General features: G+C 73.9%; 15 protein-coding genes. 4 read left to right on the forward strand and 11 right to left on the reverse strand.

The features are described 5' to 3' along the window. Positions 1–7: 7 nt before the first annotated feature. Both ACTMTB_RS17440 and ACTMTB_RS17445 read right to left on the reverse strand, forming a co-directional pair. A complete protein-coding gene (locus tag ACTMTB_RS17440) occupies positions 8–874 on the reverse strand; it encodes a hypothetical protein (RefSeq protein WP_441146871.1) in 867 nt (288 codons plus the stop codon). Positions 875–979: 105 nt separating this feature from the next. Continuing rightward, complete coding sequence (locus tag ACTMTB_RS17445; RefSeq protein ID WP_441146873.1) at positions 980–1,150, reverse strand: hypothetical protein; 171 nt, start codon at positions 1,148–1,150, stop codon at positions 980–982. 75 nt (positions 1,151–1,225) lie between these two features. On the opposite strand from ACTMTB_RS17445, the gene ACTMTB_RS17450 reads away from it, so the two are divergent. After that, a complete protein-coding gene (locus ACTMTB_RS17450; protein WP_441146875.1) occupies positions 1,226–1,909 on the forward strand; it encodes a hypothetical protein in 684 nt (227 codons plus the stop codon). Between the two features lie 423 nt (positions 1,910–2,332). Beyond that, on the forward strand, positions 2,333–3,292 hold the full coding sequence (locus ACTMTB_RS17455) for an endonuclease/exonuclease/phosphatase family protein (RefSeq protein ID WP_441146877.1): 960 nt from the start codon (positions 2,333–2,335) through the stop codon (positions 3,290–3,292). Between the two features lie 85 nt (positions 3,293–3,377). On the opposite strand, the gene ACTMTB_RS17460 is transcribed toward ACTMTB_RS17455, so the two are convergent. From ACTMTB_RS17460 to folE, 3 genes are all read right to left on the reverse strand, one after another. Then, positions 3,378–4,718, reverse strand: a complete 1,341-nt coding sequence (locus ACTMTB_RS17460; protein ID WP_441146878.1) for a nicotinate phosphoribosyltransferase — start codon at positions 4,716–4,718, stop codon at positions 3,378–3,380. 153 nt (positions 4,719–4,871) lie between these two features. Then, a complete protein-coding gene (locus ACTMTB_RS17465; protein ID WP_441146880.1) occupies positions 4,872–6,107 on the reverse strand; it encodes an NAD(P)/FAD-dependent oxidoreductase in 1,236 nt (411 codons plus the stop codon). 21 nt (positions 6,108–6,128) lie between these two features. Beyond that, a complete protein-coding gene (gene folE / locus ACTMTB_RS17470) occupies positions 6,129–6,728 on the reverse strand; it encodes a GTP cyclohydrolase I FolE (protein WP_350797192.1) in 600 nt (199 codons plus the stop codon). A gap of 137 nt (positions 6,729–6,865) precedes the next feature. Here folE and ACTMTB_RS17475 point away from each other — a divergent pair, with 137 nt between their 5' ends. Then, complete coding sequence (locus tag ACTMTB_RS17475; protein ID WP_441146883.1) at positions 6,866–7,516, forward strand: helix-turn-helix transcriptional regulator; 651 nt, start codon at positions 6,866–6,868, stop codon at positions 7,514–7,516. Positions 7,517–7,546: 30 nt separating this feature from the next. Here the strand turns inward: ACTMTB_RS17475 and ACTMTB_RS17480 are convergent, their stop codons facing one another. The 4 genes from ACTMTB_RS17480 to ACTMTB_RS17495 all read right to left on the reverse strand — a co-directional run bounded on the left by ACTMTB_RS17480 (position 7,547) and on the right by ACTMTB_RS17495 (position 11,945). Then, positions 7,547–8,431: an SCO6745 family protein gene (locus tag ACTMTB_RS17480; protein WP_441146885.1), complete on the reverse strand. Its 885-nt coding sequence runs from the start codon at positions 8,429–8,431 to the stop codon at positions 7,547–7,549. 54 nt (positions 8,432–8,485) lie between these two features. Next, positions 8,486–10,012, reverse strand: a complete 1,527-nt coding sequence (locus ACTMTB_RS17485; protein WP_441146887.1) for a long-chain-fatty-acid--CoA ligase — start codon at positions 10,010–10,012, stop codon at positions 8,486–8,488. A 173-nt stretch (positions 10,013–10,185) separates the two neighbouring features. Next, a complete protein-coding gene (locus tag ACTMTB_RS17490; RefSeq protein ID WP_441146889.1) occupies positions 10,186–11,064 on the reverse strand; it encodes a LysR family transcriptional regulator in 879 nt (292 codons plus the stop codon). After that, positions 11,061–11,945: a LysR family transcriptional regulator gene (locus ACTMTB_RS17495; RefSeq protein WP_441146891.1), complete on the reverse strand. Its 885-nt coding sequence runs from the start codon at positions 11,943–11,945 to the stop codon at positions 11,061–11,063. Before ACTMTB_RS17495 ends, ACTMTB_RS17490 begins: the two co-directional genes overlap by 4 nt. 138 nt (positions 11,946–12,083) lie before the next feature. Between ACTMTB_RS17495 and ACTMTB_RS17500 the strand changes: the two genes are divergently transcribed. Next, positions 12,084–12,452: a VOC family protein gene (locus tag ACTMTB_RS17500; RefSeq protein ID WP_441146893.1), complete on the forward strand. Its 369-nt coding sequence runs from the start codon at positions 12,084–12,086 to the stop codon at positions 12,450–12,452. A gap of 41 nt (positions 12,453–12,493) precedes the next feature. Here the strand turns inward: ACTMTB_RS17500 and ACTMTB_RS17505 are convergent, their stop codons facing one another. Then, positions 12,494–13,654: a phosphotransferase family protein gene (locus tag ACTMTB_RS17505; RefSeq protein ID WP_441146895.1), complete on the reverse strand. Its 1,161-nt coding sequence runs from the start codon at positions 13,652–13,654 to the stop codon at positions 12,494–12,496. 42 nt (positions 13,655–13,696) lie between these two features. Then, complete coding sequence (gene yidD, locus ACTMTB_RS17510) at positions 13,697–14,083, reverse strand: membrane protein insertion efficiency factor YidD (RefSeq protein ID WP_357604936.1); 387 nt, start codon at positions 14,081–14,083, stop codon at positions 13,697–13,699. Between the last annotated feature and the right edge of the window lie 4 nt (positions 14,084–14,087).

The raw sequence follows: 14,087 nt of genomic DNA on the forward strand, positions 1-14,087 counted from the left end.
GGTCGGGTCAGCCGGTGATCGTCAGCGCAACCGGCAGGCCCTGCTGCACCTCGAGCACCGCCCGCTCCCCCAACGGTCGTGCCAGCTCGGCGGTGGCGGTGCGACGTGCTCCGATGTCCCCGCACGACTCGCCGTCGGCGTGGCGGTGCTCGATGACGATCACGACGACGGCGTTGGCCGACTCGGCGGCCTCCGCGCGGTAGTCGGCGCCGCACGGCTGATTTCCGGGGGCCGGGGAGCCGGTGAAGGCGACGATCAGCCGCCGGCTCGTCGTGCTCCCGGTCGCCGACTCGATCGCCAGCCCGCCGCGCGGGTACTCGGGACCCCAGGCCGGTGGCGTCACCACGACGGCACCCGCGCTGGCGACCGCGACCCGGGTCAGCCGCACCGCCGTGCCCCTGAGGGTGTATTCCCAGGCCGGGACCGCCGCCGGGCCGCGCGTGGTGGGAATCCGCACCGTGGTCAGGCGGGCGGCGGTGACCTCCAGGGGTACGCACCCGGAGCAGTCCCCGGCGCCCGCCGCTCTCAGCTGGGCGAGTGCCTCCTCGGCCGACGTCAGGGGAACGGCTTGCGTCCTGCCGTTCTCCCAGACCACCTTCCCCGTCGGTTGCTCGAGGGCGGGCAGCGCCGTAGCGGGGACGATCCGGCCGGTCAGCAACGCCTGCTTGTTGTTGTCGCCGTTCGCCTGTTCCCAGTCGCCGAGCTGGCCGGTCAGCTCCCCGACCGGCACGAAGGCTTGCGCCCCACCGGCGGCGAGGACCGCCTGGTCGTACCGGGTCAGGGCGTCGCGTGCCTGCAGGCGCAACCGGTCCAGGTCATCCCCGCCGGGTCCGCTGCCGGTCGCACAGCCACCGAGGACGGCCACCGCAGTCATCCATACCAGCCAGCGCCGTCCGGCCACCCCCGCTCACCTCCGCGCCCCTTCGACGTCCGCCGGCCCGTTGAGGTTCCCCCAGCATGTCTCCCGGCACCGAGGTGTTCAGGGGCGGGCCGCGCGCCGGCGGAGCACCATGCGACCGGCGCGCTCCCGCAACTCCCGCGCCGTCTGGCCCAGCTCGAACGCGATCCGGGCGGCCTCGTACGCCTCGGCGGCGCCCGGCTCCGCCATCCGGCGCCCGCGCGGGTCGTCCGACTCGGCCCGATCATCCATCAGTGGGTCCCCCGCCCATGGTCGCGCTCTGCGTGCTGTCATCGCTCCAGAACCCAACGACGGTCAACGCACCGGGTGGCGGCGCTGTTCGTCACGTCCGGTTCCTCCGGCGATCGATCGACTTCTACGATGCACGTCGTGCGCGATGACGGTGAGCTCCCCGCAGGCCAGGACGGTTCGGGTCGGCGGTCGCTGGGTCGTACCCGGCTGGTCCTGGTCCTGTGTGGCGCGGTCGTCGCCGTCGTGGCCGCCACCGCGGGTGTCAGGTGGTTCGTCGGCGAACCCGATCCGGTCGCAGGTGGGAAGCGGTCGATCGGCTACGGCTGCCCCGTGTTCGGCGTGGACCCGGGCCCTCCGAAGGAGTGCGGTCCGCCCGCGGCCCTGGACCCGCGCCGCGCACCGGTGACCGAGGGGCAGCGGACGGCGGTCAGGGACAGGGCCAGGGCCATTCGCCTCGCCGCGTCGCACGCCGGCTGGTGCATGACCGGCACCCAGCCGGAATGTGCCCGTCGGCCGGCGTCACACGATCCGACGCAGGACGATGTCGACGCGGCCCGGCTGTGGCTGGACCGGACGGAGGCCTCTGCGAGCACGGCACGGCTGGCTCGTCCGGGCGACCCAGGTCATGTGGGCGCGCTGCTCTACGCGGCTCGCCTCGATGACGTCTGCGTCGTCGGCTACCTCGAGCAGGTGCCGGGCGGTGCGGGCGGCGAGGAGATCGTCGGCCTCCTGCCCGACGGGACCTGCCTGCCCGACTGACGAGCCGAGCGTCCCCACCGGCGCAGGGAGGCACCCAACCGGACCCGGCTCCGCTCCGACAGCCGCCGCCCTGATCGGCGTCCGCCGGCCCGACGCGATGCCGGCGTCATCGCCGAGTACCCGTACCGGTTGGCGGGTGGGGCCGAACCGCCGATATCCACGCCTATCCCCGACCGTCCGCGCGGCGATAGCGTGCACGCACCGCGACGCCCCCTTGCGCGTCCCCACCTCGCACCACCGGATCGATCTCACGTCCGACGCCGGCGTAGTCGCCGGGAGAGAGGATCGAAGAGGATGCTCCCGACACCCACCACCTCCCGCTGGCGAGCAGCGAGAGTCACCCTTGCCGCCGCCATCGCACTGGTCAGCCTCGGCATTTTCGGCGCGCCCGTTCATGCCCAGGGACAGTCCAAAGTCACCGTGATGACCCGGAACCTGTATCTGGGCGGCGATCTGACGCCGTCCATCGGCGCGCCGACACCCGGGGCGTTCCTGGCCGCGAACTCCGCGCTGTTCAGCCACGTCGGCCTGGTCGATTTTCCGGCCCGGGCGAAGCTGCTCGCTCGGGAGATCACCGAGAACAAGCCGGACCTGGTCGGACTGCAGGAGGTCGCCCTGTGGCGCACCGGCACGTTCGCTGACCCCGCACCCGCCACCGAGATCCGGTACGACTACCTGGCGCTGCTCATGGGCGAGCTGAGCCGGTCCGGTCACGCGTACGACGTCGCGGTCGTACAGGCCGAGGCCGATCTGGAGGCGCCCGCGGGCGGGCCGCACTTCCTCGACGTACGACTCACGATGCGCGACGTGATCCTGGTGCGCCACGGCGGCCGGGTGAAGGTGACCGACTCCTCGTCCGGCACCTTCGCCAACAACCTCACCTTCACGCTCGCGGCAACGGGCGGGACCGTGACCAGCACCCGCGGTTGGACCGCGGTGGACGTGGTGCACGGGCAACGGCCGTTCCGGTTCGTGAACACCCACCTGGAGGCCTTCCACCCCGGTGTCCGGGTGCTGCAGGCGCGCGAACTGCTGGCCGGGCCGCTGGCCACCGCGCCGGGTGACGTCATCCTCGCCGGTGACCTCAACACGGGTCCCGACCTGCCCGTCGCCGAGAACCGGCTCGCCTATGCGGCGCTGGTGGCCGGCGGGATGCGGGACACGTGGGAGATCCTGCATCCGGATGACCCCGGCTACACCGCGGGTCTGGGCGACGACCTGAACCAGCCCGCCGACGCCGTCGAGCACCGCATCGACATGGTCCTGTTCCGGGGGGCGGTCGTACCCGTGTCGAGCCTCATCTTCGGCAACGAGCGGCAGACCCCCGACGGCCGGTGGGCCTCGGACCACCTCGGCTACCTGGCCGTGCTGGCCCTGCAGTAAGGCCATCGTTGCTCCGGGCTGGCGCCGACGCGCCAGCCCGGAGTTGCCACTGGCGCAGAGCGCCACAGCGTGAGCGGCCCGGCTGTCAGTAGGTCGCGCCCCGCGCCACCTGCGCGGCCACCCGCTCGTGCAGCGCGGCGAGGGCCGGGCTGACGGTGGCGGTGAGCGGCGCCGGGTCCGCCAGCCGGCGCGCCGGGTCGGGTAGCCAGGCGAGGTCGGCGTCGAACCGGCCGCGCGCGGCGCGTACCTCCCCGGCCGGGTCGGCGGCGGCCAGGCGACGGCCGCCGCGCATGACCGGCACGAGCAGCGGCTCGCGGTCGCCCGGTGGGGGTTCGTCGCGCAGGCCCACCACGTCGCCGCCGGCACCGGTGGGATCACGGAAGACCTGCTTGGGACCGGGCAGGGTGGCCTTGCCGGGCGACAGCTTGAGCACCGGCCGGTCGCCGACGGCCACCAGCTTGTAGGCGCTGTCCAGGGACGGCGCGTCGAAGGAGACGCCCATGCGGGTGCCGACGCCGTACGCGTCGATCGGTGCGCCCGCGGCGACGAGCGCCGCGATGGCGTCCTCGTCGAGGCTGCCGCTGGCCACGATCTGGACCTGGGTCAGCCCGGCGTCGTCGAGGATCGCGCGGGTCTGCACGGCCAGCGCGGCGAGATCCCCGGAGTCGAGCCGCACGCCCATCGGACCAGTCAGCCCCAGCTCTGCGATGACCTCGACGGCGGCCCGCGCTCCGGCGGGCGTGTCGTAGGTGTCGACGAGGAACACCGGGTTCGTGGGGAAGTCGGTCGCGAACGCGCGGAACGCGGCACGCTCGTCGGGGAACGCCTCGACGTACGAGTGCGCCATCGTCCCGGACGGCAGCAGTCCGTAGCGTCGAGCGGCCTCGACGTCGCTGGTCGCGGCGAAGCCGGCGATCGCGGACGCCCGCGCCACGGCCGCCCCGGCCTCGATCCCGTGCGTGCGACGGAACGCGAAGTCGACCAACTGCGCGTCGCCGGCGGCGAGGCGGCATCGGGCGGCCTTGCTGGCCACCGTGGTGTGGAAGGTGATCAGGTTCAGCACGCCGGTCTCCACCAGCTGCGCCTCGGCGATCGGCGCGGTGACCTCCAGCAGCGGTTCGTCGGCGAACACCACGCGGCCCTCCGGTACGGCCCACACGTCACCGGTGAACCGCAGCCCCGCGAGCGCTGCCAGCGTCGCTTCGTCGAGCCCGACGGTGTCGCGCAGATAGCCGAGTTCGCCCTCGTCGAAGGCGAAGCTCTCCAGGAACGCCAGCGCCTCGGCCAGCCCGGCGGCCACCAGGAAGCCACGCTGCGGCGGTAGGCGGCGGACGAACAGGCTGAACGTGGCGCGCTCCACCATGTCCCGGCGCAGGTAGCTGGCCGCCATCCGCAGCTCGTACAGGTCAGTACGCAACCCGGTCACAGTTCCTCCATCGGCACGGGCACCGCGACCACCCTGTCTGGCGGGATGTGTCGGGCGCGGGTACCCCTTCGGGTCGCTGATACACCTACCGGCGGTGAACCCGCCGTGGCTCCCGCCCGCCAGCCCGTCGCCGACCGCTTCGCCGGGGTCCGCTCACCCCTGACGAATCAGACTGTCGAGGGCGACGGTGGGATCGGCCAGGCGGTCGAGGTCGACGGGCTGCCGGGAGCGGATCAGCTGCCCGATCGGGCCGGTCACCTCCCAGACGTTGACGTTCATGCCCGCCAGCACCCGCCCCCGCGCGGTCCAGAACGCGATGAACTCGCCGCTGCTGAGCTCGCCGCGGACGACGATGCGGTCGTAGGAGCCGGGCGGGGCGTGGCCGGTGTACTCCATGCCCAGCTCGTACTGGTCGGTGTAGAAGTAGGGCAGCCGGTCGTAGCTGACGGCCTGACCGAGCATGCCCCGGGCGGCGGCGGGCCCGGAGTGCAGGGCGTGTGCCCAGTGCTCGACCCGTACCCGGGTGCCCAGCAGCGGGTGGTGGGCGTTGGCCAGGTCACCGGCGGCCCAGATGTCCGGGTCGCTGGTACGCAGCGTGTCGTCGACGAGGACGCCGTTGTCGACGGCGAGGCCGGCCTGTTCGGCGAGTTCGGTGTTGGGCTGGACGCCGACGCCGAGGACCACGAGGTCGGCGGCCAGGACGGTGCCGTCGGCGAGCAGTACCGCGCGGACCCGGTTCGACCCCTGGAACTCGTGGACCTGGGTACCGAAGTGGAAGGTGACCCCCTGGGCGCGGTGCAGGTCGGCGAAGACGGTGGCGAGCTGGTCGCCGAGGACGCGCTGCAGGGGCAGGTCGGCGGTCTCGACGACGGTGACGGTGGCGCCGCGGGTGCGCGCGGCGGCGGCCACTTCCAGGCCGATCCAGCCGGCGCCGACGATGACGACGTTCGCCCCGTCGACGAGGGCGTCGGAGATGCGGTCGCTGTCGGCGAGGGTACGCAGCCGCAGCACGCCGTCGAGGTGCGCGCCGGGAATCGGCAGGGTCCGGGCCCGTGACCCGGTGGCCAGCAGCAGCCTGTCGTACGGGAAGCGCTGCCCGTCGGCGACCGTGACCTGTCGGGACCGGCGGTCGAGGGCGGTGACGCGGGTGTCGGTACGCAGGTCGACGTCGTGGTCGGCGTACCAGCCGGCGTCGTGCACGAAGACGCTGTCGCGCTCGCTGGTGCGCAGCAGCAGGCCCTTGGACAGTGCCGGCCGTTCGTACGGGCGCTCGGTCTCCTCGCCGAACAGGACGATCCTGCCGTCGAACCCCTCCTCGCGGAGCGTCTGTGCGGCTCTGGCTCCGGCCAGCCCGGCCCCGACGATCACGAACGGACGCTGCTGGGTCACGGGTTCTCCTAGCGGGACGTGTCAGGCGCGGGCGCCGACTCCGGTGAGGGTGAAGAACTCGGCGCGGGAGCGCGAGTCGTCGCGTAGCGCGCCGAGCAGGGTCGAGGTGATGGTGGTGGCGCCGACCGCCTGGACTCCACGCAGGGTCATGCACAGGTGTTGCGCCTCGACGACCACCCCGACGCCTCGCGGGCGTAGGTGGGCGGTGAGCCAGTCGGCGATCTGCTTGGTCAGCCGTTCCTGGACCTGCGGGCCGTGGGCGAAGAGTTCCGCCACCCGGGCGAGTTTGGACAGCCCGAGGATCCGCTCGCCGGGCAGGTACCCGACGTGGGCGACGCCGATGAACGGCAGCAGGTGGTGCTCGCACACCGAGCGGATCGGGATGGCCCGGGCGACGACGAGTTCGTCGTAGCCCTCGTCGTTGGCGAAGGTGGTGAGCCGGAACTCGCGCGGGGTGAGCAGTTCGGCGTAGGCGCGGGCCATCCGGCCCGGCGTTTCGGCCAGCCCGTCGGCGTCGAGGTTCACGCCGAGTGCCGCCAGGAACGCCGCCGCGGCCTGTTCGGCGGCGACCAGGTCCCTTGTGGCGGGCCGCCGGTCGACCTGTAGCGGACTGAGGGCCACCTCTACTCCCATCGACGGGCGGTGGGTGGCTTCATGTCGACCACCCACCCGTTTTCGCCAACCAACGTTGTCGTTATTCATGCTGCACGCGGGCCGGAAGAATTTCAATAGCCGGCGCTGGTGATAATCTCGGTGGGATGCCGGACCGATGGACAGCCGTGGCCGCGCTCGCCGATCCGTCCCGGCGGGCGCTGTACGACCACGTGCGCCATCAGGACCACCCGGTCACTCGCGAGGAGGCCGCCGACGCCACCGGGGTCACCCGCGGACTGGCCGCCTTCCACCTGGACAAGCTCGTCGACGTCGGCCTGCTGCGGGCCCGCTACCAGGCCCCACCCGACCAGCCGAGAGGCCGGGGCCGCAGCCCCAAGGTGTACGAGCCGGCGGGGGACGGTCTCGCCGTCACGGTCCCGGAACGCCGCTACGAACTGATCGCCGAGATCCTCGCCGACGCGGTCGTCGACGATCCGGCCCACGCGGACGACGCCGCGCGTCGGCTCGCCGGGCAGCGCGGCCGCAGCCTGGGCGCCGGGCTGGCCGAGGACGGGTGCGACGTCCTGTCGGCGCTGGACGGCATCGGATTCGAGCCGCGCCCCGACGCGCAGCGGCGGGTGCTGCTGCACAACTGCCCGTTCCACGCCCTGGCCACCCGGCACACCGCACTGGTCTGCGGGCTGAACCACGCCTTCGTCACCGGCCTGCTCGAAGGGCTGGGCGCCGCCGATGTCGCGGCCCGCCTGGCTCCCCGCCCCGGTGCCTGCTGTGTGGAGTTGAACCTGCCGTCGTGAGTACTCGCTCCCCCGCACCGGCGGCCGCGGTCATCCCACGGTGGGCGTGGCCTTCAGGTTCAGCAGCCCGGCGTCGACGACGGCGCGGCTGAGCGGCCGCGCCGCTTCCGCGAGCCGCGCACACCCGTCCTCGCCGAGCACCCGGTAGGCCGGTTCGGCGAGAGCGTCGGTCCGGTCCTCGACCGACTGACGCAACTCGCGGCCGGCGTCGGTGAGCGCGAGGTCGTCGGCGCCACCGTCGGCCAGCAGGCCGCGGGACCGCAGCCCGTCCACCGCCGCCGCCCACTCGTCGCCGGTCCAGCCGCGACTGCGGAGCAGGAACCGCACGGGTACGTCACCGGTCGCCGCGTGCAGCACGAGCGCGTCGAGGCCGGTGATGCCGGCGACGACGAGGGCGTTCACGTGCCCGTCGCCACGGAACTCGCGCAGCAGCGTCTGCGCGTGCCAGAGCACCAGCTGCGGCTCCTCCGGCCACGGCAGCGCCGCGTGCGCGGCGAACAGCGGACGCCCGGGCAGCTGCTCGCACGCTGACTCGGCGGCCCGGCGGGCCAGCCCGGCCGCCTCGGCGACGGTCACCGCTGCGTCCTCCAGAGCCGAGAAGGCCCGGCTCAGGGCCGCGTCCGCGGCGTCCAGGCGGGCCCGCAGCACGGCCGGCGGGTCTGCCCGCTCCCACGCGGCGGGCAGCGCCGCGCGTACCAGGGCGGGCTTGAAGTTGAAGAACGTCGCGACGACCGGCTCGGCCGGCACCGCACCGAACGCGGCCGACCGGGACGCGAAGTAGCCCGTCAGGCCGTCCAGCCCCAGCGCCTCGTACCGTTGCCGCGCCTCGGGGGCGAAATAGATCATGGCGTGGATCGGTTCGGCGCGGCGCCACGCGGCGCGGGCGACCGCGGGGTCGAGGGGGGATCGGGCCACGGGAACTCCTTCCATCACTGGTCGACGACGGTCACGTGCGGGGTCTTCAGCAGGTCAGGGCGTCCGGTCCTGCGCGAAGCGCCACCGTAGCTCCCGCTTGAGGACCTTCATGCTCGGACCCAACGGGAACTCGTCGACGAACTCGACCCGCCTCGGATACATGTGGCGGCCCACGTGCTCGCGCGCCCAATCGATGATCTCGTCGGCGGTCACCTCCGTTGTCGGGATGACGACCGCGCAGACCTCTTCGCCGTGCGTCGGATGGGGTACGCCGACCACCGCGACCTGCCCGATCGCCGGGTGGCGCAGCAGCGCCTCCTCGACCTCCCGCGGGTAGACGTTGAATCCGCCCCGGATGATGAGGTCCTTCTTCCGGTCGACGATCGTGACGAACCCGGCCTCGTCCCGCATACCGAGGTCGCCGGTGCGGAACCAGCCGTCCCGGAGGACCTCCGCGGTCGCCCGCGGCTGGCCGAGGTAGCCGGCGAAGATGTTGTGCCCACGGATGACGATCTCGCCGATCTCGCCGGGCGGGAGCAGCTCGACGTGGTCCTCCCGGTCGGCCCGCGCCACCTCGACGTCGACACCCCAGATGGGGCAGCCGACGGTGCCCGGCCGGGTGCCGAAGGTCGGCTGGTTGGTGGTGGCCACCGGGGAGGTCTCGGACAGCCCGTAGCCTTCGTAGACGGTCGTCGTGAACGTCGCCGCGACCTCGTCCAGCACGCTGAGCGGCAGCGACGCTCCGCCGGAGACGCACAGCCGCAGGGACGGGCGCGGTGCGCCCCTGCGGGCCGCGTCGAGCAGCGCGATGTACATGGTGGGCACGCCGAGGAACGCCGTCACGCCGTGCGCGACCATCAGCTCCAACGCCTGGACCGGATCGAAGCGCGGCTGCAGCACGAGCGTGGCGGCGGCGCGGAACGCGGTGTTCATCGCGGCGGTCTGCCCGAAGCTGTGGAACAGCGGCAGGCAGCCGAGGAGCACGTCGTCGCGGCGTACCCCGAGGTCGTCGAAGGCGTTGACGGTGGCGTTCATCGTCAGGTTGAAATGGGTCAGCACCGCGCCCTTCGGCCGACCCGTGGTGCCGCTGGTGTAGAGCACCACGGCGGGGTCGTCCGGCGCGGTCGGCACCAGCCCGGGCCGCGGCGCCAGCCGGGCGGCCGCCGCGACCAGCGAGTCCGGATCGGCCGGGTCCAGCGGCACCGCCGGTATTCCGGCCAGCTCCGCCGCCTTCACGGCCGTCGCCGGGTCACCGCCGCCGTGCACCAGGGCACGGGCGTGGCTGTCGCGCAGGACGAACGCCACCTCCTCCGCGGTCAACAGCAGGTGGATCGGCACCACGACCGCGCCGAGCGAGAGGATCGCGTAGTAGGCGCGCGGAAAGTCCGGCACGTTCGCGGCCATGAGCGCGACATGGTCACCGGGGCGTACCCCCCGCTCGGCCAGCGCCGCGGCGTAACCCCGGGTCTGCGCCCACAGCTCCGCGTACGTGACGCGTTCGTCGCCGCAGACGATCGCGGGATGCGCGGGTCGGCGTCGGGCGGACTCGGCCAGGACGGTAGCCAGCGACAGTTGGGCCATGGTTCCTCGCTGTCGAAGCAGATGGGCGGCCTCGCGGACCGGACGCGGGTGGGGTCCACTGATCGAAGACCGGCGGGCCGGCGAAATCAAAGACGAGCCGTCACCCGCCCCATAGGCGGCGGCTATGGCTGGCGCGCACACCGCCGCGACCACGGCCTCACGGCCTGGCCGGTCTACTCCGGCCCGGGCAGCAGTTCCAGCAGGGCCTGGGCGGCCGGCGACAGCCGCCCGGGCCGGTGGACCAGGGCGAACCGGCAGACCACCGGTGGGTCCAGCGCCCGCACGACGGCCCCGCCGCGGGCCGCCTCGTCGGCGTACCACCGGGTCAGGAACGCGGCGCCGGCCTGGGCCAGGACCATGGGTACGACCGCCTCGCGGTGCCGGGTCACCGCCGCGCGACGCATCCGCACACCGGCCGTGGCGAGCGCGGCCAGGACCGTCGCGCGCAGCGCGCTGTGCCCCTGGATGTCGATCACCGGGGTGTCCTGGAGCGCCCGCAGCGGCAGCGGCCCGTCGGGAGCGGGCGTGCCGGGCGGCAGCACCGCCCACACCTGCTGTGCGCCCAGCTCCCGCACGGGCAGCCGGAGGTCGGGGATGGGCAGGTACGTCAGGGCCAGCTCGCAGCTTCCGTCGCGGACGAGCCGGGCCAGGTCCTCGTCGTCGCGGGGCTCCAGCACGCGCACCGCGATGCCGGGGAAGCGTCGCCGCAGGGTGGCGATCGCCGGGGTGAGGGGGTCGACGGTCAGTGCGGCGTGCGCGGCGATGTCGAGCCGTCCGGTGCGCAGGTTCACCACGTCGGCGACCGCGGCCCGGGCGGCGGTGGCGTCCTGAAGGACCTGCCGGGCCGGGGCGACCAGCGCCTCGCCGCCGACGGTGAGGACCAGGCCGCGCCCGGTGCGGTGGAACAGCTCGATGCCGAGTTCGCGTTCCAGCCCCCGGATCGCCTGTGACAGGGACGGCTGGGCGATGCGGATGGCCGCGGCCGCGCGGGTGACTCCGCCGTGGTCGACCACGGCGAGGAAGTACTCCAGCTGGCGCAGGTCGACCGTCATCGCCCCGCCCCGCACACGGCGCGGGCGTGTGCCACGAACGCGCGGGCGGCCGGCGACAGTGGACCGGGCCGGTGCACCAGCCCGTACGCCTGCCGCAGCGGCGGGTCGACCGGGCGCACGACGGCGCCGAGCGAGGCGGCCGAGTGCGCGGTCTCCCGCACCAGGAAGGCGGCGCCGGCACCGCCGAGGACGAGCGGCGCGAGCGCCTCCGGGTGCGCCACCTCGACCACCAGCCGGGTGCGGACGCCCTGATCGCGCAGCGCCCGCTCGACGTCGTCCCGTTCCCAGCTCCCGCGCGGCACCCCGAGGACGTCGGCGCCGTGCAACCGGGCCAGCGGCACGGCGTCACCCGGGCCGACGTCGGTGCCGGGCGGGAACGCCAGCCACAGCTCCTGTACGCCGAGTTCGACGACGTGGAGCCCGAGGTGCGGCAGGGGCAGGTGCGTCAGGCCCAGCTCGCTGTGCCCGTCCCGGACGAGGATGTGCAGGCCGTCGTCGGTCTCCGGCTCGTCGATGTGGACGACGATGTGCGGTTTCTCGCGCCGGAAGGAGCCGACCAGGGACGCTCCCGGGTAGGCCGCCAGCACGGGCACGGCGACCAGGTCGAGGGCGGGCGTGGCTCGGGCGTGCGATCCCACCGCCTCGCGGGCGGCGGTGATGCCGCGCAGCATCTGCCGCGCCGGGCCGACGAAGGCCCGGCCCGCGTAGGAGAGCACCAACCCGTGCGGGACCCGGTGGAACAGCTCGGCGCCGAGTTCGCGCTCGAGCGCGCGCACCGACTGCGACAGCGTCGGCTGGGCGACGTCGAGCGCCGAGGCCGCCCGACTGAAGCCACCGTGCTCGGCTACCGCGAGGAAGTAGGAGACCTGCCTGACGTCCAATGCGTTCCCGATGACTCAGCTGGTGCCCGGTCAGCACGGATGTTACCGGTAGGTTCTGCCCGGGCCGCCGGGCGTGGCGGGCAAAGTGTCGGAGCGGAGTTCTAGCCTGACCCGGACCCGACGCCCGCAGGAGGCAGCATGCTCGACCACCTGTCCATCCAGGCCCGTGACGTGGCGGCCAGCGCCGCCTTCTACGACGCCGTCCTGGCCCCGCTCGGCGGTCGCCGGGTGATGGAGTTCGGCCCGGTCATCGGGTACGGCACCGACAGCCCCGACTTCTGGCTCGGCCCGGTGAACACCGGCGGTGAGGCGCGCGAGGCGCACATCGCGTTCACCGCGCCGGACCGGGCCGCCGTGCAGGCGTTCCACGACGCCGCGGTCGCCGCCGGCGCCGAGGTGCTGCACGCACCCCGGCTCTGGCCGGAGTACCACCCCACCTACTTCGGCGCGTTCGTCCGCGACCCGGACGGCAACAACGTCGAGGCCGTCTGCCACGCCCCCGAGTGACCAAGCTGGCCTAGCCGGATTCCCGCCCGGATCTCCACGGCTCAGCCCCGCCCGAGCAGGGTGGCGGCCTGCGCCGGCCAGTGCGGCACGTCGGCCTCGTGGTACACCCGCTCGCTCGGCTCGATCGCGGCGAGGAAGGCCGCGTACACGGCCGCCGACCGCAGTGCCGCGACCGGCCGCAGCAGCTCCACGGCCCGTTCCGGCTCGCAGCCGGGCACGTCGGCCCGCCACCGGGCGCACCACGCGGCCACCAGGGCGCCCGACGCGTCGGGCGGAAGCCCGATGGTCAGTACCAGGATGTCGAAGGCGGGGTGCCCGACGAACGAGTCGCCCCAGTCGATGATGACCCGCCGGTCACCGTCGCTGCGGACGTTGCCGGGGTGCAGGTCGCCGTGCACCAGGGTGTCCGGCACGCCGCACCGCCGGGCCCGCGCCAGCCGCTCCTCCAGCCCGTCCAGCACGGCGTCGGCGTGGTGCAGGGCGAGCGCGGCGCGGATCCAGCGGGCCAGGGCGGCGCCGCGCAGGTCGGGCACCCCGGCCGCCACCAGGTCGTCGACGAGGGGCAGCGCGCGTACCTGGAGGGTGTGCTGGTCGGCGGCGATGGCGTGGCGTTCGGCGGGGTCCGCCCCGTAGCGGTCCTCCCCCGGCACGTGGTCGAGCAGCATCCGGCCGTCGTCGTCCGCGGCGAGCAGCGGCGGCACCAGGCCGGGCGTGATCGCGCCGAGCCGGCGCAGCACCGCCGCCTCGTGCCGGAAGAAGCCGGGCACCTGCTTGAGCCAGACCGGGCCGTGCGGACCGTCGAGTCGCCAGATCGCCGACAGGTTCCAGGTGCGCCGCTGCGCTGCCTCCTTCGCCGGCCGGCCGAGGCGGTCGAGGGCGGCGGTTGCCCACCCGACGGTGGCGGCCGGTCCGCCGGGCTCGGCGTAGGGCGCGCGCAACGGGTGCGACGGGAGTTCCAGGTCCACCGGTCGCAGCGGTACGGCGGGTGGGGCGGCCACCTCGGCCAGGTACGTCACCGCGCCGCCGATCCCTGGCCGGTCGCTGACGCCGGACAGCAGCCGCAGCACCGCGACCTCGACGGGAGCGCCGCAGACGACCGCGTCGACCTCCTGCCACCAGGGGGTCGGCACCTCGTACGGAGGCAGTGCCCCGAGCAGCCGGCCGGCGGGGTCGACCAGGACGAGGGTCACGGTGCGGGTCACGGTCGCCGACCGTAGCGCCGGGGCGGGACGCGGGGCGAGCGGTTATCGCACCGGGTCGTGGGTGCCGCGCGGCACGCCGGGTCGGCAGCGGCGCAGCCGGTCCGCCGCCATCCGCCCGCCGACCGCCAGGCCGTACCGCTCGACGGCGGTGAGGCCGTACGCGCTGCACGTCGGGGTGAACCGGCACTGGCCGGGCCAGCGGTGCGACAGCCAGCGGCGGTAGCCGAGGATCGCGGCCCGGCCGGCCCGGTCGACGACCGGTGCCCGGCTGACCTGGGCGGTAGTGGCGCCGAGGGTGAGCAGGAAGGAGAAGAGCCCGAGGTCGCAGCAGTTCGGACCGTCGCACTCGCAGGCGTCACAGCCGGCGTAGGCCCAGTCGCGCTTCTTCTTGTTCTTGGCGGTGCGCCGACCCCACAGTCTGTTGATCACGCCG

It is taken from the genome of Micromonospora sp. L32, assembly GCF_052068055.1.
Classification (GTDB): domain Bacteria; phylum Actinomycetota; class Actinomycetes; order Mycobacteriales; family Micromonosporaceae; genus Micromonospora; species Micromonospora purpureochromogenes.

What these genes read in the sequence shown, in the direction of transcription:
- ACTMTB_RS17440 (WP_441146871.1), bottom strand. Translation starts at nt 874, where the DNA reads ATGACTGCGGTGGCCGTCCTCGGTGGCTGTGCGACCGGCAGCGGACCC.
- ACTMTB_RS17445 (WP_441146873.1), bottom strand. Translation starts at nt 1,150, where the DNA reads ATGGATGATCGGGCCGAGTCGGACGACCCGCGCGGGCGCCGGATGGCG.
- ACTMTB_RS17455 (WP_441146877.1), top strand. Translation starts at nt 2,333, where the DNA reads ATGACCCGGAACCTGTATCTGGGCGGCGATCTGACGCCGTCCATCGGC.
- ACTMTB_RS17475 (WP_441146883.1), top strand. Translation starts at nt 6,866, where the DNA reads ATGCCGGACCGATGGACAGCCGTGGCCGCGCTCGCCGATCCGTCCCGG.
- ACTMTB_RS17485 (WP_441146887.1), bottom strand. Translation starts at nt 10,012, where the DNA reads ATGGCCCAACTGTCGCTGGCTACCGTCCTGGCCGAGTCCGCCCGACGC.
- ACTMTB_RS17490 (WP_441146889.1), bottom strand. Translation starts at nt 11,064, where the DNA reads ATGACGGTCGACCTGCGCCAGCTGGAGTACTTCCTCGCCGTGGTCGAC.
- ACTMTB_RS17500 (WP_441146893.1), top strand. Translation starts at nt 12,084, where the DNA reads ATGCTCGACCACCTGTCCATCCAGGCCCGTGACGTGGCGGCCAGCGCC.